Below are 22,171 nucleotides of genomic sequence, written 5' to 3' on the forward strand. Positions count from 1 at the left end.
GCTGCTCGGGTCTGCTTGGGCACGGGCCGAGGGTATCCGCGCCCAGGGTTGACGGAAAGTCGTGAAGTCCTGTTGTCAGGACAAATGCTTGACAGGGCGCCGGGCCCCCGCCACCTTGGGGCCATGCGCATCGGACTCATCGGTACGGGACGGATCGGCACCTTTCACGCGGGGGTGCTCGGACGCCATCCGGAGGTCGGGGAGCTGCTGGTCGCCGACGCCGACGCGGCCCGGGCGGCGCGGATCGCCGCACTGACCGGCGCCACCGCCGTCACCGTCGACGAGATCTTCGCCCATGGCGTGGACGCCGTGGTGATCGCCTCCGCGACCTCCTCGCACGCCGGTCTCATCGCCAGGGCCGCCCACGCCGCGCTCCCCGTCTTCTGCGAGAAGCCGATCGCGGTGGACCTGCCGGGAACCCTCGCCGCGCTGGACGAGGTGGCGGCGGCTGGGACCGCCCTGCAACTCGGCTTCATGCGCCGGTTCGACGCCGGCTACCGGGCCGCCCGGGAGGCGGTGCGCTCCGGGCGGCTGGGCCGGCTGCACACCGTGCGCGCCACCACCGCCGACCCGGCTCCGCCGCCCGCCGCCTATCTGCCGCTGTCGGGTGGGCTCTACCGGGACTGCCTGGTGCACGACTTCGACATCCTGCGCTGGGTGACCGGGCGCGAGGTGGTGGAGGTGTACGCCACCGGCTCGGACGCCGGACACCCGATGTTCCGGGCGGCGGACGACGTGGACACCGCCGCCGTGCTGCTCACCCTGGACGACGGCACCCTCGCCACCGCGACGGCCACCCGCTGCAACGGCGCCGGCTACGACGTCCGCATGGAGCTGGCGGGCGAGCGGGACCAGCTCGCGGTGGGCCTGGACGCCCGCACCCCACTCACCTCCGCCGAACCTCTCGGCCCGCCCCGTCCGTCCGCTCCCTGGCCCGGCTTCCTGGAGCGGTTCACACCGGCGTACGAGGCCGAGCTGGACGCCTTCGTCCGCCTGGCCCGCGGCGAGGCGGCCAACCCCTGCGACGGCCATGAGGCGCTGCGCGCCCTTCTGGTCGCCGAGGCCTGCGAGCGTTCCCGCCGCGAGCGCCGCCCGGTCCGCCTGGACGAGATCGCCGGCGCCCTGCCCGCCGGCGCCCCCGCCGCCGCCCGGTGAGCGGCACGGGGGCCCGCGCGGAGCCGGCGCGCGACCCTGCGGTGCCCCCGGCCGTGGCCCGGCGCACCCCTCACTTGCCGGAACTGCTCGGGAAGCCCTTGCCTACCACGCGGCTGTGACAGCCCCGGCCGATGCGAGTGAGCCCCTACCCGCACTCCGGGACCGCCGGAGCGGCGGACGGGGACAGCGGTGCGGGCGACCGCCGCAGTCCGGGGGTGCGGATCGCCACCGCCGTGACAGCGGCGAGGCACAGCAGCCCACCGCTGACCAGCGCGGTCGTGCCGGTGGTGGCGCCGGCGACCAGGCCGCCGCGCAGATTGCCGAGCTCGGGCCCGGCCTGTCCGACGACCTGCTCCGCGGCGGCGACCCGGCCCAGCAGTCGGGCCGGAGTGTGCGTCTGGACGATCGTCCCCCGGGCGACCACGGAGACGGTGTCGGCCGCTCCGGCCAGGGCGAGAAGGGCGAACCCCCACCACGGACGGGACGACATTCCGAAGAGCATCAGCGCACCGCCCCATACAGCGGACGCCGCCAGCGTCAGGAGGCCCGGACGGGCGAGCCGGGTGAAGACGCCGGAGAACAGGGACGCGGTGACACCGCCCGCGGCGACGGCCGTGAGGAAGAGCCCCAGTGTACGCGGATCTCCGCCGAACCGCTCCGAGTTGATCAGGGGGAAGAGGCTGATCGGCATGGACAGCACGGTGGTGGCCAGATCGGTGAGCAGGGCTCCACGGACGACCGGGGTCCCGGCCAGGAAGGCCAGTCCGTCGAGGATCCCGCTCGCGCCCGGCCGAGCGGGGCCGTCCCCGGCGGGCGTCTGCGGCAGGCCGAGCGCGCCGAGGAACACGGCGCCGAAGGTGACCGCGTCGATCGCGTAGCAGGCACCGGCCCCCGCCCCGCTCACGATCAGTCCGCCGAGGGCGGGCCCCACCAGCATGGCCCCTTGGAACGACAGCTGCCGCAGCGCCAGGCCGGCCGCCAGCTCGTGGCGCGGCAGGAGACACGGAAGAACGGCGCGGGAGACCGGCCCGGCTCCGGCGGCACAGGCGGCCTGCGCCGCGACGAGCAGCAGCACTCCGACGATCGGCGGACGATCCAGAAGGGTCTGAAGCGCGAGCAGAAGCGCGCACCCGGCTTGCCCGCCGGTCATCACCAGGTAGACCGTCCGCCGGTCGGCGCGGTCGGCAAGCGATCCGGCGAAGAACCCGAAGGCGACGAGCGGGATCACCTGCGCCAGACCCACCGCCCCGGTCCAGACGGGGCTGCCGGTCGTCCGCCACACCTGGAACATCACCGCCACGGCCGTCAGTTGACTGCCGAAACCGGAGAGTGTCTGGCCGATCCACAACCGCCGGAAGGGTGGTGACGACCGCAGCGGAGCCACGTCGAGCAGCAGACGTCTCAGCGCCACGCCGGGTCCTGGGCCAGCTTCTCGGCCACCCGGTCGTGAAAACTCCTGCGGGCCAGGGCAGCTTCGATGTCGGCGACGGCCCGGCTGAGCGGATAGGGGATCTCGGCCTCGATCTCGGCCACGGCCGCCTCGGTGGCGCGCCACTCCGCCGCCAGGCGTCCGACGACCTTCACGGCCTTCGCGGTGAGGGTCACTCTCTTGCTGCGCGCGTCGTCGCCCGCGACGGTACGGACCCAGCCGGCCGCGCGCATGGCCGCCACCTTCTGGCTCAGCGCCGAATGGGTCCGGCCGACCGAGTCGGCCAGCTCCTTGATGGTCATCGGCCCCTGGGCGTGCAGCCGCAGCAGTTCCATGACGAAGCTCGGCCTGAGCCCGTCGATCCGTCCTTCGGCATAGACCCGGGCCAGCTCGGCGTCCATCGACGCCTGGAGGAGGCGCAGCGGACGCCAGAGGCTCTGCCGGGTGGGGTCGCGTTCTTCATCGAATCCGGTCACGGAATCACCGTAACAGCACTTACATAAGCACTGTCATAATAATTTTCCGGCCCGCGACGTCCCCCTTCTCCGCTTGGCGGGCGGACAGCCCGACGGGTTCCATGTCTTTCCCCACGGAGATGCGGAGAGCCGTGGCCGGCACGACGCGTCGGATCGAGATCAGGGCCGGGGCCCGCCCGGGGCGGACCGGCCGGACTCACCGAGACGGTCGGCGGGCTGCCGTGACAGCTCCGCGTCATGGACCAGCAGGGCGATCTGGACCCGGTTGTTGAGCCCGAGTTTGGTCAGCACCCGGGAGACATGTGTCTTGACGGTGGGCACGCTCATATAGAGCGCGGCGGCGATCTGCGCGTTGGAGGCACCCCGGCCGACGGCGAGGGCCACCTCGCGCTCCCGCCCGGCCAGGGCAGCCAGCCGGGTGGCGGCGTCGGCGCGCCGGGCGGCCTCCCGGTCCTGGCCACCCGCCTTCCCCGCGACATGGGCCATCAGCTGGCGGGTGACGGCCGGGGAGAGGACCGGGTCACCCGCCGCCACCCGTCGGACGGCCGCCACGATCTCGGCGGGCGGGGTGTCCTTGAGGACGAATCCGGCCGCGCCCGCCCGCAGGGCGCGCAGCACCTGCTCGTCGGCGTGGAAGGTGGTGAGAACGACGACCTCGGGCCCGTCCGGCCGGGCCCGGAGCCGTTCGGTGGCGGTGAGGCCGTCCACGCCCGGCATCCGGATGTCCATGAGGACGACATCGGGTCCGGTACGGTCCACCAGCGCGGGCACCTCGGCACCGTCGGCACACTCGCCGACGATCTCCAGGTCGTCGGCACCACCGAGCATGAGAGTGAGCCCCGCACGGACAAGAGGGTCGTCGTCCACGACGATCAGCCGGATGGTCATGCGGGCCACGGTAGCCAGGCCCGGACGGTGAAGCCGCCGTCCGGGTCCGCGCCGTGGCTGAGGCGGCCGCCGGCGAGGGCGGCGCGCTCGGCGAGCCCGATGAGCCCCTGGCCGGATCCGGGGACCCGGGGGACGGGCCTGGTGGGCGGCGAGTTGCGCACTTCGACCGTGACGCCCTCGCCCGCGCGGCCCCGCAGGGTCACCGCGGTCTCGGTACCGGGGGCGTGCTTGCGGGCGTTGGTCAGCCCCTCCTGGGCGACCCGGTAGACCGCACGGCCGGTGGCGGCGGGCACGGCGTCGGCCGGGCCGGTGAGTTCGTCGTCCAGGGCGACCCGCATTCCCGCCGCGCGGGACTCACTGATCAGGGCGGTCAGGGTCGCCAGGGTCGGCTGCGGCCGGTCGCCGTCACCCGGGTCACCGGGCGCCCGCAGGACACCGATGATCTCCCGCAGGTCCTGGAGGGCCTCGTGGGCGCTGTCCCGGACGACCCCGGCGGCCCGGGCGACCTCGGCGGGCGGCGCGCCGGGCCGGAACTCGAGGGCGCCCGCGTGGACGCTGAGCAGCGTGAGGCGGTGCGCCAGCACATCGTGCATTTCGCGGGCAATGGCCTCCCGGGCGGCGCGCTGGGCCCGCTCGGCCCGGAGCTCCGCCTCGGCCTCGGCCCGGACGGCGCGCTCCCGCAGAGCGGCCACCAGTTGCCGCCGGGAGCGGACGAGCATGCCCCAGCCGGTGACCAGAAGAAGCAGGACGACTCCCAGCGTGATGGCGGCGAGGGTGCTCATCTCGGGGTCGGGGCGTACGAAGGCCTGGACGACGCCGCTGACCAGGGCCGCTCCGCCGACCAGGGAGAGCCGTCGGAACGGCACGCGGACCGCGACCCCGAAGAGGGCGACCAGGACCGCACCGCTCGCGGCGGGGGCGACGGCATCGACGGCGCAGACGGCGAGTGCCACGGCGACCGGCCACCGGCGGCGGAACCAGAGGGCACAGCAGGCGGTGGCGCCGAGCAACTGGTCGGCGAGCACGGCGGCCGGGGCGTTGTCGGCCCGGCGGGACGCCTCTGCGGCGAGCAGACCGATGAACGCCGCTCCGGCGAAGGCGACCGTGTCGACCAGCCAGTCCCGTACGGTACGCCGCCGGCGGCGGCCCGGTCCGGCGGGGCCGGCCAGATCGGAGGGCAGCAGCCACGGGTACTCGGCACGGGTCATACCGCCGAGGCTATGCGGCGGGACCGACCGGCGGGTCTCCCGGCAACGGGGCGGTACCGAAGTCGGAGAAGCCGATACTTTCGTCGGCCCTCACCCTGCCCAAGTCGGACGCGAAACAGCGCCCGGCCGGCCCAGGATCGGGAACATGAAGAAATCGCTGGAAATCCTGGGCATGGTGGTGCTGGTCGCGGGTGTCTGCGGCGTGGTGCGGGAGCTGACCGGTGGCTGGTTCCGGTTCATGGGCTTCACCCGGTACCTGACCGAGGGCGTCGGACTGCTGCACGGCAAGGAGGTGTTCGTCAATGTCGTGGTGGCGGTGCTGGGCCTGGCGCTGCTGGGTCTGGCGGACCGCGTCGGGCGGCGGTGACGGCGGCTCGTCGCCGTCCGGGACCGGGGCAGGGGATGCGGGTCCCCGGCCCCGGGCGGGGCGCCGCGGCCGCCGGCGGAACCGGGCCCGGCTCCTGTCGGCGGCGCGGTGCCGAAGGCCGTACCGCCGTACAGCCATACCTACGCGGAGGGGATTCAGCCCCCGAGCTCCAGATGGCGTGCGAGGAGTCGCTTGGTGCCCTCGTCGGTCGGGGCACCGAACAACCGCAGCCGGGAGATACCGCCGTCCGGATAGATGTCGATCCGGACATGAGTGCCGCTGACCGGCTCGGGCAGCACGAAGCGGTGGTTGGTGTCCGGCTGGAGGCGAGTGCGGGGCAGGAACTCGGTCCAGACGCCGGAGCCGTCACCGGCGGAGAGCGCCGCCCAGCCCGCGCTGTTGCCCTTCAGACAGGCGGTGTCGATCTCGACCGCCCGGATCTCGGAGGAGGCGGCCAGGCGGTAACGGATCCAGTCGTTGCCCCGGTCGCGGCGGCGACGGGTCTCCCACCCGTCGTCCATCTTCTGTGAGCGGCCGGGCTGGACGGTGTTGGTGGCCGGCGAGTAGAAGCGGTCGGACGCGTCCTCGACCACACCGCCGTTCTCCAGCGCGACCAGGTCGAAGGTGCCGACCGCGGTGAGCCACTCCGGGTCGGGGGCGACCTCGCCATACACCCGCAGCCGGGCGACACCGCCGTCGGGGTGCTGGTTGAGGCGCAGATGGGTGAAGCGGCGCTCCGCCTCGACGGCGAAGCCGTTGGCCGCGTGGCCGCCGACGGGGGTGCGCGGCACCAGGGTGGTCCATGCGACGCCGGGCGCCAGCAGTTCCTCGGGGGACGGCGTACCGGGCACCGAGGCCCCTTCGACCGACACCGCCTGCGGGTGGTTGCCGCGGAAGTGAGCGGTGTCCACGACGATTCCGCGTATCACCCCGGGGGCCCCGAGCCGGATCAGCGCCCAGTCGTGGTCGCCGTCGGCGGGGTACGGCTCGGCGGCGGACGCGCCCCGGCGGCGGCGGGTCTCCCAGCCGTCCATGACCTTGCCCTTGTGGCCGAAGCGCTCGGGGTCGAAGACGGCGGGTCCGGGCTTGAGCAGGTTCTCGCGCTCCGCGAAGAACTCGTCGTTGGCGGCGATCACCCCGGCACCGAGTGTCCGGCCCGCGAGGTCGGCGTGGACGGTGAAGGGGAAGTCGGCGGTGCGGTAGTCGGCGTACGGGTCGCCTCCGGCGTAGGGGCGGGCGTCGCCGGTGAAGCGCGGGATGCCGGTCACGGGGTCGGGTGTTCCTTTCACTGGTTCCTTTCGAGCAACCGGCCGCTGGGGGCGGCCGGGGTGCCGCGGTCCGCTATGCGGCTCCCCCGCAACCAGGTCGCCGTGACGACGCCGTGCAGCGTCCGGCCGGCGTACGCGGTGATCCGGTTGCGGTGGTGCAGCGCGGCCGGATCGACGGTGAAGGTCTCGTCGGGCGCGAGGACGGCGAAGTCGGCGTCGCGGCCGGCCTCGATGGCGCCCTTGCGGGTGAGCCCCGCGAGGGCGGCAGGCGCGGTGGACATCCAGCGGGCCACGTCGTCCAGGGTGCGGCCCCGGCGACGCGCCTCGGTCCAGACGGCGGGCAGCCCGAGTTGGAGCGAGGAGATGCCGCCCCAGGCGGTGGCGAAGTCGGGGGTCTTGAGCTCCGGGGTGGAGGGCGAGTGGTCGGAGACCACGCAGTCGATGGTGCCGTCCGTGAGCCCCTGCCACAGGGCGTCCTGGTTGGCGGCTTCGCGGATGGGCGGGCAGCACTTGAACTCGGTGGCCCCGTCCGGGACTTCCTCGGCGGTGAGGGTGAGGAAGTGCGGACAGCTCTCGGCGGTGATCCGGACGCCCTCGCGCCGGGCCTCGGCGATCAGCGGCAGGGCGTCGGAGGAGGACAGATGCAGTACATGGACCCGGGCGTCCAGCCGCCGGGCCTGGTCGATCAGAGTCCGGATGGCCGCGTTCTCGGCCTCGCGCGGCCGGGAGGCCAGGAAGTCCGCGTACGCCCCGCCGCCCCGCTGGGGCGCGGCGTCCAGGCGTCCCGGATCCTCGGCGTGCACGATCAGCAACCCGTCGAATCGGGCGATCTCGGTGAGCGCGGCGGTGAGCCGTTCCCGGTCCAACTGGGGGAACTCGTCCACCCCGGACGGCGACAGGAAACACTTGAAGCCGAACACCCCGGCGTCGTGCAGGGGGCGCAGCTCCTCGGTGTTGTCGGGCAGGGCTCCGCCCCAGAAGCCCACGTCTACATGGGCCTTCTCCCGGGCCACCGCCCGTTTGACCCGGAGATGGTTCACGGTGGTGGTGGGCGGCAGGGAATTGAGCGGCATGTCGATCAGGGTGGTGATGCCGCCGGCGGCCGCGGCGCGCGTGGCAGTCCAGAAGCCCTCCCACTCGGTGCGCCCCGGGTCGTTGACATGGACGTGGGTGTCGACGAGCCCCGGCAGCACCGCGTGGTCGCCCACGTCTTCCAGCCGGGCCCCGGCCGGGAGCTCGGCGTCGTACGGCAGCACGGCCTCGATGGTGCCGCCGCGGACGGTGACGACCGCGGGGCGGGTCCCGTCCGGGGTGACCACGCGCGTCGACCGCAGGACGAGTTCCACACCGGACACATCGCCGGTATGGAGCCCGCGCCCGGGTTCCCGCGCGCCCAGCACGTCGTTTCCGCCCACGCCCGCCCCGCTTTCCGTTGCGTCTCGGCCTCGTCGGCCGGATCGTTTCAACGAACTGTTGAAGGAGTGTTCACCCCCGATCGGAGCCCGTCAAGGGTGATCCAGAGGGTGAGCGGGGATGCGCAACCGATTCGGATGTTTCCACAAAGCAGAAATCAGTTTCCACATAAGAGAATGGCGCTCACCACAACACCTGCACCGAGGGCTGTGGGAACAGACCGTGGACAGCCGGACAAACAGCCCCTGACCGGCCCGGACGTCCCACCGGGAACAATGTGCCGGACGAACCGGACCGGTAGGCTGCTGCCTTGTCCGTCCTCCCCGAAAGGACCGTTGCCGTGCCGACGTCCAGCGCGAGCACCACCGAAGCCGCCGCCAAGCCCGCCGCGTCGGGTGGCGTCCAGTCCCTGGAGCGCGCCTTCGACCTCCTGGAGCGGATGGCCGACGCCGGCGGCGAGGTGGGACTGAGCGAACTCTCCGCGAGCAGCGGGCTGCCGCTGCCCACCATTCACCGGCTGATGCGCACCCTGGTCGCCTGCGGATATGTGCGCCAGCAGCCCAACCGCCGGTACGCCCTCGGGCCCCGCCTCATCCGTCTCGGCGAGTCGGCGTCCCGGCTGCTCGGCACCTGGGCCCGCCCCAGCCTGGCGCGGCTGGTCGAGGAGACCGGGGAGACCGCCAACATGGCACTGCTCGACGGCGACGAGATCGTGTACGTCGCCCAAGTGCCGTCCAAGCACTCGATGCGCATGTTCACCGAGGTGGGACGCCGGGTGCTGCCGCACTCCACGGGCGTGGGCAAGGCCCTGCTCGCCGACGCCCCGCCGGAGGAGGTACGGGCACTCCTGGCCCGGACCGGCATGCCCGCGGCGACCGACAAGACGATCACCGACCCGGACGCTTTCCTCGGCGCGCTGGAGCAGGTACGGCGGGCCGGGTACGCGGTGGACGACAACGAGCAGGAGATCGGGGTCCGCTGCCTGGCGGTCGCGGTCCCGGACATGCCGACCGCCGCCGCCATCTCCATCTCGGGCCCGGCGGGACGGGTCACCGACGCCGCCACCGAGCGGATCGTGCCGGTCCTCCAGGAGGTGGCGCGGGAGTTGTCGGCCGCGATCGCCGGCACCTCCACGCCGCCGCAGGGCTGAACCACCGCCCACCAGACCGGCCGAGGCGCCGTGGCTGCCGGTCGTTCCGGCTCCGGTCGCCGGTCCGTCCCGGTGACGTTCGGGCGCGACCGCGCCCCGGCCCGTGAACCACCCGTCCCGCCGGGGCTCGGTCAGTCCGCCTCGACCGTCTCCAGGACGACCGCCCGGGGCGGACCGATGAGCCCCTGGATGTTGTCCGGCGACGACCACACCCGGGTGCGTACGTCGTCGTGGAACCGTTCGGCGTCCTCGGCGGTGTCGAAGTCGAGGTCGATCACCACTCGTCCGGCGTCGTCCCGCTGCCGCAGGACTCGATGATGGCGCACGCCGCCCAGCCGGCGGAAGTCGGCGAATCGGTCGAATCCCGCCTTCCAGGCCTCGTAATCCGAGACCGTTATCTCGATGTGAAGGGTGGTCATCGGGGTCCTCCCGCGCGTCGACGTCCTCTTCTCCATCCTGGCGCCCGCCCCTCGCACCCGCGCGCCGGGCGGGGCACCTCCACCCCCGGGAAGACCGGTCGGCAGCGGGCCGCGTCCTGCTCCCGGCACCGGACGGTCCATCGTTCGGTGCCCGGCGCGGGAGCGGGTGCGGTATGCAGGGGGCATGGATCCCCAGACGCACCCTCCCGGCCCGCCGGACGCCCATGACGCACCGGTGATCGCGGGCCTGCTGCTGGCGGCCGGCGGCGGCCGGCGGCTGGGCGGCCGGCCCAAGGCCCTGCTTCTCCACCGAGGCCGCCCTCTGGTGGAGCACGCCGCGGCGGCGCTGTGGGCGGGTGGCTGCGACTCGGTCCACATCGTGCTGGGCGCCGCCGCGGACACCGTACGCGAGCGGGCCGGGCTGCCCGGCTGCGTTCTGGTGGAGAACCCCGACTGGGCCGCCGGCATGAGTTCCTCACTGCGCGCCGGACTGGCCTCACTGGCCGGTTCCGGAGCGGACGCGGCCCTCGTGTCCCTGGTCGACCAGCCGGGCATCGGGGGCGAGGCGGTGGCCCGGGTGGCAGCCGCGTACGACTCCCGCACCTCGCTCGCGGCGGCCACGTACGACGGACGGCGCGGCCATCCGGTGCTGCTCGGGGCCTGCCGGTGGCCGGAGGCGGCGGCGAGCGCCGGGGGCGACCGGGGGGCCCGCGCCTACCTCCGGGCCCAGGAGGCGGTGATCACGCTGATCGAGTGCGCGGACGTGGCGGAGCCGTACGACATCGACACAGTGGCGGACCTCGCCCGCCTGGAGACGTGAGGCCCGGTCGCCGGCGCACCAACGGGGCGGCCGCTCGGCAAGCGGCTCCGGCGACCGGCGGGAACGCGCCCCGGGCCGCCGGGAGGACGGGGTGGCATCGCGGGCCGGATTCTGTCGATCCGGAGTATCTCGACATCAACAAACCATTGAGTTTCCACCATAAGGAAACTACTATCCACTGATCAGAAGCGATTGACCGCCCACGGGGCACCCGCCCCGCCTCCCGGTCGCCATGGCACTCGGTGCCCGTCCGGCGCGCCGAACAAGGGACGGCGCCCCGTGCAGCCCGCTGAAGGAAGTGACAGCCCATGTCCGCACCAGCGCCGTCGCCGCTGGCCATCGCCGCCGAGCCGCTGCCCCGGCAGGAGGAGGTCCTGACCGACGCGGCCCTCGCCTTCGTGGCAGAGCTGCACCGGCGGTTCACTCCCCGCCGGGACGAGCTCCTCGCCCGGCGCGCCGAGCGGCGGGCCGAGATCGCCCGTACCAGCACTCTCGACTTCCCGAGCGAGACCGCGCACATCCGGGCGGACGAGAGCTGGCGCGTCGCCCCGGCACCCGCCGCGCTCGACGACCGCCGGGTGGAGATCACCGGGCCGATCGACCGCAAGATGACCATCAACGCGCTCAACTCCGGCGCCCGGGTCTGGCTCGCGGACTTCGAGGACGCCTCGGCTCCCACCTGGGAGAATGTGATCCTCGGGCAGCTCAATCTGATCGACGCGTACCGCCGCGCCATCGACTTCACCGACCCGAACTCCGGAAAGGCGTACGCCCTCAAGCCTGCCGGGGAGCTGGCCACCGTGGTGGTACGGCCTCGCGGCTGGCACCTGGACGAGCGTCATCTGACCGTGGACGGCCGACCGGTGCCGGGCGCGCTGGTCGACTTCGGACTCTACTTCTTCCACAACGCCCGGCGTCTGCTCGACCTCGGCAAGGGTCCGTACTTCTACCTGCCCAAGACCGAGTCGTATCTGGAGGCCCGCCTCTGGAACGAGATCTTCGTCTTCGCCCAGGAATACACCGGCATCCCCCGGGGCACCGTCCGCGCGACCGTGCTGATCGAGACGATCACCGCGGCGTACGAGATGGAGGAGATCCTCTACGAACTCCGCGAACACGCCTCCGGCCTCAACGCCGGACGCTGGGACTACCTCTTCTCGATCGTCAAGAACTTCCGGGACGGCGGCGCACGGTTCGTACTGCCCGACCGCAACGCCGTGACGATGACCGCCCCGTTCATGCGCGCCTACACCGAACTGCTGGTCCGCACCTGCCACAAGCGGGGAGCCCACGCCATCGGCGGCATGGCGGCGTTCATCCCGTCCCGGCGCGACGCGGAGGTCAACCGGATCGCCTTCGAGAAGGTCAAGGCCGACAAGGACCGGGAGGCCGCCGACGGCTTCGACGGCTCCTGGGTCGCCCACCCGGACCTGGTGCCGATCGCCATGGCTTCCTTCGACGCCGTCCTGGGCGACCGGCCGAACCAGAAGGACCGGCTGCGCGAGGACGTCTCGGTGGCGGCAGGCGACCTGATCGCCATCGACTCGCTGGAGGCCCAGCCGACGTACGCGGGGCTGCGCAACGCGGTGCAGGTCGGTATCCGTTATATCGAGGCATGGCTGCGCGGGCTGGGCGCGGTGGCCATCTTCAACCTTATGGAGGATGCCGCCACGGCCGAGATCTCACGCTCGCAGATCTGGCAGTGGATCAATGCCGGAGTCGTCTTCGAGAACGGCGAGAAGGCCACACCCGAACTCGCCCGCCGGGTCGCCTCCGAAGAGCTGGCGGCGATCCGCGGCGAACTGGGCGACGAGGCGTTCGCCGCAGGAAAGTGGCAGCAGGCGCACGATCTGCTGCTCGCGGTCTCACTGGACGAGGACTACACGGACTTTCTGACCCTTCCCGCCTACGAACAGCTCACCGGCTGAGTCCGGCCCGCCGGCCCCGGCCGACCGCGCCCGCTGGTGCCCGGCCGGTCGGGGCCGGCGTCCGTATCATCGCCGTACAGCGGCCGGAACGCTCACGGGACACTGTCAACCGCCGCTCGGGCGAAAGCCTTTCGCCATCACGGCCCCTTGAGCCGCCTCGCTCCCGGGGCCGTGATGCCATGATTGCATCATGCAGGGAAAACGAGTCGCCATTGTGGGCGGCAGTATCGCCGGCTGTGCCACCGCGCTGGCCGTGCACCGGGGCGGAGCGACCGAGATCACGGTGTTCGAGCGGTCCGGCGCGCACCTCGCCGAGCGGGGCGTCGGACTGGCCGTGCACGGCGAACGCTATGCCGAGCTGGAGGCCGCCGGGTATCTGGACGGCGACATGCCGTCGGCTCCGATAAACCACCGGCGCTGGTATGTCGGTGACGGCACGTCCGCGATGGGCCGGGTCATCGACACGATGACCTTCCCGTTCCGCACCTACAACTGGGGTCCGTTGTGGCGGGAGTTGCGCGAGCGGGTGCCCGCCTCGGTCGAGTTCCGCGCGGCGACCGCGGTGGAGTCGGTGACCGCTCACTCCGGTGGCGCCGGCAGCGCCCCCGGGGCGGAGCTGGTGACCACCTCCGGCACCGGCCGCTACGACCTGGTGATCGGTGCGGACGGCTACCGTTCCGTGATACGTGAGGCGGTGGCAGGCGAGCCGGTACGACCCGAGTATGCCGGATATGTCGCGTGGCGGGGAGCCTATCCCGCCGAGCGGTTGCCGGAGGCGGAGCGCTGGGCGGACGACGAATGCGCCTATGTGGTCTTCCCGGGCGGCCATGTCATCGCCTACCGCATACCGGACGGCCGGGGCGGACTGCGGATCAATTGGGTACTGTACGCCACACCTCCCCCGGACCACGACGCCGCAGCCGCCCTCCTCCCCCGTCCGCGCACCGGCGCCCCCGCCCCCGGCGAGGCGGACACCACGGTCGGAACGGCTTCCACCGGTTCGGCGGTTGACGACGGGACGGGCGCCGTTCCGGCCGCTGCCCGGACGGTCACCGAGACGCTGCGGCGCCGACTGCTGCGGCTCGTCGAGGAGCAGTTGCCGCCCTACTGGGCCGAGATGGTGCGGGTCACCGCGCCGGACGAGCTGTTCCTCCAGCCGATCTACGACTTCACGGCGCCCCGGTACGCCGGCGGTGCGCTGCTCCTGGCCGGTGACGCGGCCACCGTCGCCCGCCCGCACACGGGAGCGGGAGCGGTGAAAGCACTCCAGGACGCCACCGCCCTGGAACGGTCCCTGACCGGCGCGGCCGACTGGCCGGAGGGGCTCGCGGCCTACGACGCCGACCGCGCCTCTGTCGGCCGCACCATGGTGGAGCTGGGCCGCCGTCTGGGGCACCTTCTGGTCGAGGCCACTCCCGACTGGGCCGCCATGGACCGGCGAGGACTGGACGAGTGGTGGCGGAGGACGGACACCACCGGATCATTCGGCGGCCGGCGGCTGCGTGGCGGTACGTCGTGAACAGGAGCCTCTCCCCCGCGCCCCGCACCGTCGGCTGCCACCGGCCGGGGCGGGGTCCGGGTGCCGGCAGCTCGTACGGCCGGCCCGCCCCGACGACGGGGCCGTGCTGAGCCCATGGAGCGCCGTGGGGGGTTACCGGGTGACAACGGTGCGCTGGGCCGAGAAGCCACCCCAGGTGCCATCGGGGAGCCGGGCCCGCAGTTTGACACTGTAACGAGTGCCGGGCGGATCAGTGACGGTGAAGGTGTAGCTCGCCGTCCCGGTGGGCGGCGGGCCGCCCCAGACGATGGTGGTGGCGAACTTTCCGTCGAGGTACAGCTGGTGCTCCCGTACCGGCGCCCCGGTGACGGGCGGGGTCCAGGTCAGCCGAACGGCGCCCCTGACGGCGGTCGCGGTGAGCGCCGCGGGGGCGGTCACCGGCCGGGCACCCGGTGCGGTGGGGGTGGTGAGATCGACCGCCTCGCTGTCCGGCGAGGAATTCTCGGCGGCGTCGCGCGCCCGCACCGTGAACGTGTAGACGGTGCCCGGGCGCAGCCGGGTGATCCGGGCGGTGGTCTCACCGCCGCCGACGCTGTGGACGCGGGAGTCCTCCTGGTAGATGTCGTAGGCGGTGACGGCGGTGTCATCGCTGCTGGGCGCCCAGCCGAGGACCACCTCGTGACCGCTGACGACGGCGCCGTGCGGACGGGTGGGGCGGCTCGGGGCCGTACGGTCGTCCGGTCTGTCGACCGGAGTGGTCACGGGGACGGCGGTGCTGGTGACCGAGAGATTCCCCGCCGCGTCCCGGGCGCGGACGCTGAAGCGATAGGCCGTCCGGGGGGTGAGCCCGTCCACATCGGTCATCACCCGGCCGCCGGTGACGGTCTTCACCCTGCTCCCCTGCTGGAACACCTCATAGCCGGTCACCGCCCGGTCGTCGGTGGCGGGCCGCCACATCACATGCACCGAGGTGGCACTGCTCGCCTGCGCCGTGACTCCCCCGGGGGCAGAGGGCCGTTCGGTGTCACGGTGCTCCTCAGGACCGCCGCAGGCGGTGAGGGCGAGGACGGCGAGGACTGCCGACACGGCGGGGACGAGGGGGCGTTGCACGGCCTGGCCTCCACGGGCGGACGCTGAATTGGTCCAGACCTGTATGGCATACCCGGCGGCCCGCATCAAGGGGCCGGTCGTACCGGGCGCACGATCGGCGACGGGAGAAGTCGAATGGGAACGGGACAGGTTGTGACGAAGCGGCGAGGCCGAGAAGGGGCTCTGTTCACGATCTGGATGGTGGTGGGGTGCACGCTGCTGGTACCTCCGTCGTTGCTGCGCCACCGGCTGCCGGACCCGGTGGCGACGCACTGGCGGGCCACTTCGGACGTCCCGGACGGGTCGATGCCGCTCTGGGTGACCCCGGTGGTGGCCACCGCGCTGTGGACGGTGGTCGTGGCGGTCGTGGCGGCCCTGTGGAGGCGGGGGCTGACCGCGCGTCCGGCGGTCCGTGCGTGGTGCGTCTCGATCCTCGGAGGTGGCGGGGGCTTCCTGGTGGCGGTCCAGCTGACCATCATCCACGCCAATCTGGACCGTCCCACCTGGCAGGCGGCCGGCGTTCCGACGTGGGGCCTTCTGCTGGCCGGTCTCCTCGGCGGGCTGGCCGGCCTGCCGGGGCTGGCGGCCAAGCGCCGATCCAGGACGACGAGGTGACGGACCGCTCGAAGGAACCACGGCGGGGGACGGCGGCTGTCGCGGAGCCGGGGCGCCGGCCCCCTGCGACGACCGGCCGCGGTGTGCCGGGCAGCGGAGGAAGTGTGGCGGCCGCAGGACAGCCGGCTGTTTACGGCCGGCCCCGGTTCAGGTCCCCGGCTGTCTCGCCACCCGCGTCGCCCATCGCCGTACCCGGGCGTCAGGGTGATTCGCGGCCAGGTCCTTGGTGTAGATGGTGAAACTGTGCGGCCCGGCCGCCGCCAGCGCCGCCAGCAGAGCTTGTGGGCCACCGGGCCAGCCCGCGGCCGCGGTGTCGAAAGCGGTGACGAGGGCGCCGGGCGCGGACCGGTCGTCCGGCCCTGCCGGCTCGGCCGCACGGCGGGCCCGCAGGTCGGCCAGCCAGTGCGCCATCAGTTCCTCGTCGAGAAGGACGGCCCGGGCGGAGTAGGGCACCACCGCCTCCGGTGCCTCCTCCCCCCGCGACACGAGAAGGCGGCGCGCGTATCCGCCCAGTACGGGGTCGGTGAGCACCTCCCGGACCGGAGCCGAAGGCATCCCGGCCGCTTTCAGCAGGGTGAACACCGACTTGGGCCCCTCCCCGTGGGTGGTGTGGATCCGGGAGAGGGCCGCGAGCAGGATGCGCCAGGTGTCGTCGCCTCCCCCGTGCCCGGCGACCCAGTCCGCGAGGGCGGCCACGGCGGCCGGTCCCGACCAGCTGTCGGCCGCCGCGATCAGTTCGTCCGGATCCCAGCCGAGGACGGTGTCCCGCAAGGGCGCGGCGACCTGACCCGCCAGCAGGGCGTGACGCACGGCGGCGTTGCCCAGGGGAGTCAGACCGTAGGCGTCACCGGACCGGAAGAGACAGCCGGTGGCGGCCAGCCGGTCCAGCACGGCGGCAAGGGACCGGGCCGGCCTCTCCAGGGAGGACCGCTCGCTCTCGTCCGGCGCGACCCGGCCCAGCAGTTGCCCCAGCCGATCGGCGGCAGGGAGGACGTACGGACCCGGTACGGGTGCTCCGGGGACGGGCACCGGAGATTCGACCACCTTGGGGTCCAGCTCCCAGCCGGCCACATCCGCCACCTCGCGGGCCACCGAGTCGGGCATCCCGCCCCGCTCGTAGAGCGCGTAGAGCAGATGGGACGCGTCCGGGGCGTAGGCGTCGGCGGGTGCGGCTTCGGCGGCGATCCGCTCCACGGTGGCGGTCAGGATGTCGGCGGCCAGTTCGGCCAGTTCCTCGGGGGTGCCCTCGCTCCAGACACCACCGGCCGGCCCGGGGAAGCCGCACCGCTCGGCGAGCTCCCGCAGGGCGGCGCCGTCCGGGGCCGCGGCGCTTCCGGCGAGACCGGGCGCTTCGGCTCCACGGGCCAGCGCGGCGGGCAGCGGGGCGGCGTGCAACAGGGCCCGCAGTTCGCCGGGGGCGGGCAGCCCGGAAGGCGGCAGCAGTGGAGCGTCGGAGCGCCCGTAGTAGTCGAGGTGTTCGTCGAGCAACCGGTCCGCGAGAGCGAGATGCGGCAGGGACTCAGGACCGGGGGCGAGGTCGGAGCGGGGCCCGGCGAGCGCCGCGCCGAGTCCCTCGGCGGTCCAGCGGCCCAGCAGTTCGTCGGCCAGCTCCTCCCATTCCTCCGCCGTCCGGGGCGGGTCCGTCAGCAGCGGTCCGGCAGTCGGGACACCCCTGGCATCCCGGGCAGCCGCGCCGAGCAGCGCCTCGGTGAGCAGGGTCCGGGCGGCGAAGGTGCGGTCCGCCAGGTGGGCCCGGTGCACTCCACCGGGAAGCGGGGGCCGCTCGCCGCGTGGTGTCCGGTCGAGAGCGGCAAGCCACTCCCGTACCGCTCCGGAGTCGTCGCGGTCGACTCCATCGGCGGTGAGCAGCGCGGCGTACCAGCGCGGCCAGGTCAGATTGCGCGGGTCCCGCATGGCCCGTTCGAAGTCCGGTACCGCGTGGCCCACGGTCTCCAGCAGCCGGGCGTGGCGCTTGGCGTTCAGCCGGTGGGTCGACCGTGCCCGGTCGGCGAGCGCGATGAGCACGTCCGGCAGGGCGGCCAGTTCGTCGGGAGTGACCTGGAGCAGCACCGGCAGATCTTCGTGGAGAAGCCGGCGGACCAGCGGCGGCGTGGGTTCGGGCACCCCGGAGCGGCGGTCGGCCCCGTTGAGGGAGAGCAGGGCGAGGACGGCGTCCACCGGCCGGGCCGGCAGGTCGAGCCCCCGCTCGTCCGCCACCCAGCGGAGGAAGTCGTCACGTCCGGTGTTCAGCGCAGTGGTACGGGTCACGCCGGGAGCGTATGGGCGGCGGCCACCGGCGAGGCCCCTGCCACGGCCTGACCATACGAACGGGTGAACGGACGCGCTTGCCCGGGGCCGTTGTCAGTGGGATGCGCTTCACTGATCTCCGTCACTTTGCGTGACGATCTCACGACCATGCGGATGCGACATCCGGGAGGGGAACCCCATGCGGGACCGTATGACCTTTGTGACGCTTCCGGCACTGCGTCGGCGCGGCTGGACGGACGCCATGGTGAGTGCGCTGCTCGGCGAGCCCGACTTGCAGGGGCGAAATCCACGGCAGTGGTCGCTCGCCCCGGTGCGGCTCTATCTGCTGGACCGGGTGGAGGCGGTGGAGCGAGCTCCGGAATTCGGTGCGTGTGCCGCGGCTTCGGGGCCGGGCTCTACGGCCGCGCGGGTGGCGGCGGAGCGGCGGCGACAAGCGGTGCTGGCCGGGATCCGCGCCGAGCAGTTGCGGGTGCCGGTGCTGTCGGAAGCCGAGCTGGAGGCGCGGGCGTCCCGGCATCGGGGCCTGCTGGGGCAGGGGGCACCACCGGACACGCCGGAGGGCAGAGCACGGGGCCAGGTCGCCTATCTGCGCCATGCGCTGCGGCGGTACGAGACCCTGCTGGACGGGCTGTTCGGCGACACCGGCCGGGCCGAGGCGGAACGGCTGCTGCGGGCCCGGGTGTACGGAGCCATCGCCCGGGCATACCCCCGGCTCGCGGCGGAGTGCCGGCACCGGGCGGAGCTGTCGGCAGGACCGGACGTGGCGGCGCCCGCAGCGCCGAAGGGCAGGGATCACGGACTTGGGCCGGACGATGCGGCGAGGGGGCGGCAGGAGGCCGGGCGTGACCGGCCGGAGGTGCCGCCCGGGCCGCCGGGCGCCCTCTCCGCTGCCGGGACGGAGCGCGGCACACCGCGCGTGGACGGGGCCGGAGGCCGCGATCGGGTGGACGGCGGTCACCACCGCGACGAGCCTGTGCCGGCTGACGGCGCGAGCCCGACCGCCGGACCGCGGACGGCCGGCGGTTCGCCGGCGGCCGGTCGTGAGCGGTCGACCGGCACACCACCGGCTGGGAACTCGATGCGGCGGAAGTCCGCGCCGAGTGGCTCGCTGCCGGCCCGCACCGCGTCGGCGGGCAGCCGCCGGCACCCGGCTCGCGTGGTTTCCGCCGGGCCGCCGGGGGCGGCGGACCCGGCGCCGTCGAGCGCTCCGCCGCCCCCGGCGGCCGGCGGGCGGCCGCCGGGCGTCGCTTCACCGTCTCCGGCCGCGCCGTCACAGGGCCCGGGTTCGGCGCGACCCGGCACACCGCCGGGCGCCGCCTCGTCGTCCCGGCAGGTACGGCCGGGCAGCGGTACGCGCCGGATCGGGCAGCCGACCGATGAATCGCCGACGCCCGGAGAGTCAGCACGGGTATGGACGAGACACGAGACTTCCGAAGCGCTCAGGGCCCGCACGACACCCCTGCCGCCACAGCACCCGCCGGGGGCCGCCCGACGCCTGAGCGGCGCTCAGGCCGACCCGCCACCGCGGACCGGGACCGGCCCGACGGCCCGGACGCCGGATCGGAGCCCCCGGACCTGGGTCCGGCGGCTCATGGCATGGTCCGGCTGCTGGAAGGCGTCACCGACGACCGGCTCTCCGGGCCGACGCCCTGCCCCGAGTACACCGTCGGAGAGTTGCTCGGACATGTCGCCGTCCTGTCGTCGGCCTTCCGGGAAGCCGCCCGGAAGCGCTTCGGACCGGCCACCGACACCCATCCGGAGGCCGCCCGGCCGGTCCTGGGGGCCGACTGGCGGATCACACTCCCCCGGCTTCTCACCGAGTTGGCCGAGGCTTGGCGGGACCCGTCGGCCTGGCAGGGAATCACCCGGGCCGGCGGGCTCACCCTGCCGGGAGAGGTGGCGGGCGCGGTGGCGCTCGACGAGCTGGTCGTCCACGGCTGGGACCTGGCTCGCGCCACTGGTCAGGACTACGCCCCCGACGAGGCATCGCTCCGGGTCTCGTACGAGATGCTGGCCGCCGCGAGTGACGGCCCTGAAGACAGCAGTCCGTTCGGCCCGCCCGTTCCCGTCCCGGACGGGGCTCCGCTGCTCGACCGGGTGGTGGGCCTCGCTGGTCGGCGCCCTGACTGGCGTCCGGACCGCTGATCCCGCCGGCGCCCGGAGGGACGTTCCGCCCGGTACAGGGGTCCGGGCGGACCGGACACGGCGGCCGGACGGAGCGGGACGCGGTATCCGGCCAGGCGAGGAGAGCCGGGCAGGCGCGGGTCGCCGGCCCCGCCCCGGCAGCCGGACGGGCGCCGGCGTCCGGAGAGGTTCCGGTGCCGGGGCCCGCACCACCGGCCGGCGCGCCGGCACCGGCAACCGGGACGACCGGACCGGCGCCGTCAACCGCACCGGGCCCCGGAAGGTGAGCCGAGGCCCCCGGACCGGAGCGGGTCCGAACCGGCCGGGCCGCCCCCGGACGGCTCCGGGCACCGGCCGAGCCGCCTCAGTGAGCCGGCGCGGCCCTCGGAGCGCGAGTGCCGGAGATCTCCTCACCGGGCTCCATCGGGGCGGTCACCTCGTCGTCGTCCCGGCGCCCGCCCAGGTGGTTGAAGACCAGGTTGAGCAGGACGGCCGCGACACAGCCGGTCGAGATGCCGGAGTCCAGGATGATCTTCGCGGTTTCCGGGAAGGCGTGGTAGAACTCCGGCGCGGTGATGGGAATGATGCCGACGGCGAGCGAGACGGCCACGATGAGCACGTTGTTGTCCTTCTCCAGGCTCGCCTTCACGAGCGTCTGGATGCCGCTCGCGGCCACCGAGCCGAAGAGCACCACGGCGGCACCGCCCAGCACCGGGCGCGGGACCACGGCGATCAGCGACGCGGCCGCCGGACAGAGGCCCATCAGCACCAGAAAGCCGCCACCGGTCGCGACCACGAACCGGCTGCGGATGCGGGTCATGGCGACGAGCCCGATGTTCTGGGCGAAGGCGCTGCACATGAAACCGTTGAAAAGCGGGCTGAGAGCGGAGCCCAGTGTGTCGGCGCGCAGCCCGGCCGCGATGGTCCGCTCGTCGGCCGGCTTGTCCACGATCTCTCCGAGCGCCAGCATGTCGGCGGTCGACTCGGTCATGGACACCAGCATCACCACGCACATCGAGACGACAGCGGCCACCGCGAACCGCGGCGGCCCGAAGTGGAAGGGAGCGGGGAAGCCGATCAGGTCGGCCTCGACGACCGGGCCGAAGTCGGTGGCGCCGAAGGGGATGGCGGCCAGGGTGCCCAGCACCAGCCCCAGCAGCACGGCGATCTGCTTGACGAACCCGCGGGTGAACCGGCGCAGCAGCAGGACCAGGACGAGGGTGACGGCGGCCAGTGTCAGATGGGTGGCCGACCCGTAGTCGGATGCGCGCGGGTTCGGCCCCTGGGCCCAGCCGAACGCGACGGGAAGCAGCGAGACACCGATCAGGGTGATGACGGTACCGGTGACGACCGGCGGGAAGAACCGGACCAGCTTGCTGAAGAACGGGGCGGCCAGGAAGCCCAGAACTCCCGCCACGATGACGGCCCCGAAGATCAGCGGTATGGCATCGGACTTGTCCTCGGTGCTGTCCACGATGGCGAGCATCGGGGCCACCCCGGCGAAGGTGACGCCGTTGACGAACGGCAGCCGGGCGCCTATCCGCCAGATCCCGAGGGTCTGGAGAAAGGTGGCGAGACCGGCCGTGAAGAGGCTGGCACCGGTCAGAAAGGTGAGTTCGGTGCCGGAAAGGCCCACGGCCGCTCCGACGATGAGGGGCGGTGCCACCACACCCGCGTACATGGCGGCGACGTGCTGCAGCCCGCTGGTGAGCATCCTCAGGGGCGGCAGGGTCTCGTCGACCGGGTGCCTCCGGTCGACGGGAGCGCCGTCGGGCGCGGGCTGCGCGGTGGGGCTGTCGGCGGGCTCTGCAGCGGTGTTGGACCTCGGCTGAGCGGTCACGGCGGTCCTCCGGTCGGTTACGCGTCGTCGGTCGACGCGGGTGTCAGGGAGGTGGTGCGGTTCGTGCGGTGCGGCGCGATGTGGTGCCGTACGGCCGGTGCGTGCGGGCGGGACGCGGTGCGGAAGGCGCTCGGTGCGGTACGGCGCGCGTGGCGGGGCGGGCTTCGGGTGGTGACGGGGGCGGCCACCGCGAGTCGTCCTGGGCCGCTGGAGACC

At 73.5% G+C, this 22,171-nt stretch carries 18 protein-coding genes; 8 read left to right on the top strand and 10 right to left on the bottom strand.

Annotated features, from left to right (window positions below; all coding sequences use genetic code 11):
• Positions 1 to 123: 123 nt before the first annotated feature.
• Positions 124 to 1,155 (top strand): Gfo/Idh/MocA family protein, encoded by a 1,032-nt coding sequence (locus NX801_RS06730; protein ID WP_258786167.1) that lies wholly within the window; start codon positions 124 to 126, stop codon positions 1,153 to 1,155.
• A 145-nt stretch (positions 1,156 to 1,300) separates the two neighbouring features.
• Here NX801_RS06730 and NX801_RS06735 read toward each other — a convergent pair whose 3' ends face one another.
• The 4 genes from NX801_RS06735 to NX801_RS06750 form a co-directional block, all read right to left on the bottom strand.
• Positions 1,301 to 2,566 carry an MFS transporter gene (locus NX801_RS06735; protein ID WP_258786169.1) on the bottom strand — a complete coding sequence of 422 codons (1,266 nt, stop codon included), beginning with the start codon at positions 2,564 to 2,566 and terminating at the stop codon, positions 1,301 to 1,303.
• Complete coding sequence (locus tag NX801_RS06740) at positions 2,557 to 3,060, bottom strand: MarR family winged helix-turn-helix transcriptional regulator (RefSeq protein ID WP_258786170.1); 504 nt, start codon at positions 3,058 to 3,060, stop codon at positions 2,557 to 2,559. The genes NX801_RS06735 and NX801_RS06740 overlap by 10 nt, the downstream gene beginning before the upstream one ends.
• 159 nt (positions 3,061 to 3,219) lie before the next feature.
• Positions 3,220 to 3,948: a response regulator transcription factor gene (locus NX801_RS06745; RefSeq protein ID WP_258786171.1), complete on the bottom strand. Its 729-nt coding sequence runs from the start codon at positions 3,946 to 3,948 to the stop codon at positions 3,220 to 3,222.
• Entirely contained in the window at positions 3,945 to 5,156 is a 1,212-nt protein-coding gene (locus NX801_RS06750; protein WP_258786173.1) for a sensor histidine kinase, read from the bottom strand. Before NX801_RS06750 ends, NX801_RS06745 begins: the two co-directional genes overlap by 4 nt.
• 145 nt (positions 5,157 to 5,301) lie before the next feature.
• Between NX801_RS06750 and NX801_RS06755 the strand changes: the two genes are divergently transcribed.
• The gene (locus NX801_RS06755) at positions 5,302 to 5,523 is read left to right on the top strand and encodes a hypothetical protein (RefSeq protein ID WP_258786174.1); all 222 of its coding nucleotides are present in this window, start codon (positions 5,302 to 5,304) and stop codon (positions 5,521 to 5,523) included.
• A gap of 155 nt (positions 5,524 to 5,678) precedes the next feature.
• Here NX801_RS06755 and alc read toward each other — a convergent pair whose 3' ends face one another.
• Both alc and allB read right to left on the bottom strand, forming a co-directional pair.
• A complete protein-coding gene (gene alc, locus NX801_RS06760; RefSeq protein WP_258786175.1) occupies positions 5,679 to 6,791 on the bottom strand; it encodes an allantoicase in 1,113 nt (370 codons plus the stop codon).
• Between the two features lie 17 nt (positions 6,792 to 6,808).
• Positions 6,809 to 8,146, bottom strand: a complete 1,338-nt coding sequence (allB, locus tag NX801_RS06765; RefSeq protein WP_258786420.1) for an allantoinase AllB — start codon at positions 8,144 to 8,146, stop codon at positions 6,809 to 6,811.
• 398 nt (positions 8,147 to 8,544) lie between these two features.
• Between allB and NX801_RS06770 the strand changes: the two genes are divergently transcribed.
• The gene (locus tag NX801_RS06770) at positions 8,545 to 9,354 is read left to right on the top strand and encodes an IclR family transcriptional regulator (RefSeq protein WP_258786176.1); all 810 of its coding nucleotides are present in this window, start codon (positions 8,545 to 8,547) and stop codon (positions 9,352 to 9,354) included.
• A gap of 131 nt (positions 9,355 to 9,485) precedes the next feature.
• Here the strand turns inward: NX801_RS06770 and NX801_RS06775 are convergent, their stop codons facing one another.
• Positions 9,486 to 9,773, bottom strand: a complete 288-nt coding sequence (locus NX801_RS06775; protein ID WP_258786178.1) for a hypothetical protein — start codon at positions 9,771 to 9,773, stop codon at positions 9,486 to 9,488.
• A 184-nt stretch (positions 9,774 to 9,957) separates the two neighbouring features.
• Between NX801_RS06775 and NX801_RS06780 the strand changes: the two genes are divergently transcribed.
• The 3 genes from NX801_RS06780 to NX801_RS06790 all read left to right on the top strand — a co-directional run bounded on the left by NX801_RS06780 (position 9,958) and on the right by NX801_RS06790 (position 14,040).
• On the top strand, positions 9,958 to 10,593 hold the full coding sequence (locus NX801_RS06780) for a nucleotidyltransferase family protein (protein ID WP_258786179.1): 636 nt from the start codon (positions 9,958 to 9,960) through the stop codon (positions 10,591 to 10,593).
• 308 nt (positions 10,594 to 10,901) lie between these two features.
• Positions 10,902 to 12,521 carry a malate synthase A gene (aceB, locus tag NX801_RS06785; RefSeq protein WP_258786180.1) on the top strand — a complete coding sequence of 540 codons (1,620 nt, stop codon included), beginning with the start codon at positions 10,902 to 10,904 and terminating at the stop codon, positions 12,519 to 12,521.
• A 190-nt stretch (positions 12,522 to 12,711) separates the two neighbouring features.
• A complete protein-coding gene (locus NX801_RS06790; RefSeq protein WP_258786181.1) occupies positions 12,712 to 14,040 on the top strand; it encodes an FAD-dependent monooxygenase in 1,329 nt (442 codons plus the stop codon).
• Positions 14,041 to 14,172: 132 nt separating this feature from the next.
• Here NX801_RS06790 and NX801_RS06795 read toward each other — a convergent pair whose 3' ends face one another.
• Positions 14,173 to 15,129 (bottom strand): fibronectin type III domain-containing protein, encoded by a 957-nt coding sequence (locus tag NX801_RS06795; RefSeq protein WP_258786182.1) that lies wholly within the window; start codon positions 15,127 to 15,129, stop codon positions 14,173 to 14,175.
• Between the two features lie 177 nt (positions 15,130 to 15,306).
• Here NX801_RS06795 and NX801_RS06800 point away from each other — a divergent pair, with 177 nt between their 5' ends.
• A complete protein-coding gene (locus NX801_RS06800) occupies positions 15,307 to 15,723 on the top strand; it encodes a hypothetical protein (protein ID WP_258786183.1) in 417 nt (138 codons plus the stop codon).
• Between the two features lie 147 nt (positions 15,724 to 15,870).
• Here the strand turns inward: NX801_RS06800 and NX801_RS06805 are convergent, their stop codons facing one another.
• Positions 15,871 to 17,991: a hypothetical protein gene (locus NX801_RS06805; protein WP_258786184.1), complete on the bottom strand. Its 2,121-nt coding sequence runs from the start codon at positions 17,989 to 17,991 to the stop codon at positions 15,871 to 15,873.
• Between the two features lie 1,596 nt (positions 17,992 to 19,587).
• Here NX801_RS06805 and NX801_RS06810 point away from each other — a divergent pair.
• Complete coding sequence (locus NX801_RS06810) at positions 19,588 to 20,136, top strand: TIGR03086 family metal-binding protein (protein WP_258786185.1); 549 nt, start codon at positions 19,588 to 19,590, stop codon at positions 20,134 to 20,136.
• A 343-nt stretch (positions 20,137 to 20,479) separates the two neighbouring features.
• On the opposite strand, the gene NX801_RS06815 is transcribed toward NX801_RS06810, so the two are convergent.
• A complete protein-coding gene (locus NX801_RS06815; RefSeq protein WP_258786422.1) occupies positions 20,480 to 21,829 on the bottom strand; it encodes a nucleobase:cation symporter-2 family protein in 1,350 nt (449 codons plus the stop codon).
• Between the last annotated feature and the right edge of the window lie 342 nt (positions 21,830 to 22,171).

Source organism: Streptomyces pyxinae (assembly GCF_024756275.1).
GTDB lineage: Bacteria > Actinomycetota > Actinomycetes > Streptomycetales > Streptomycetaceae > Streptomyces > Streptomyces pyxinae.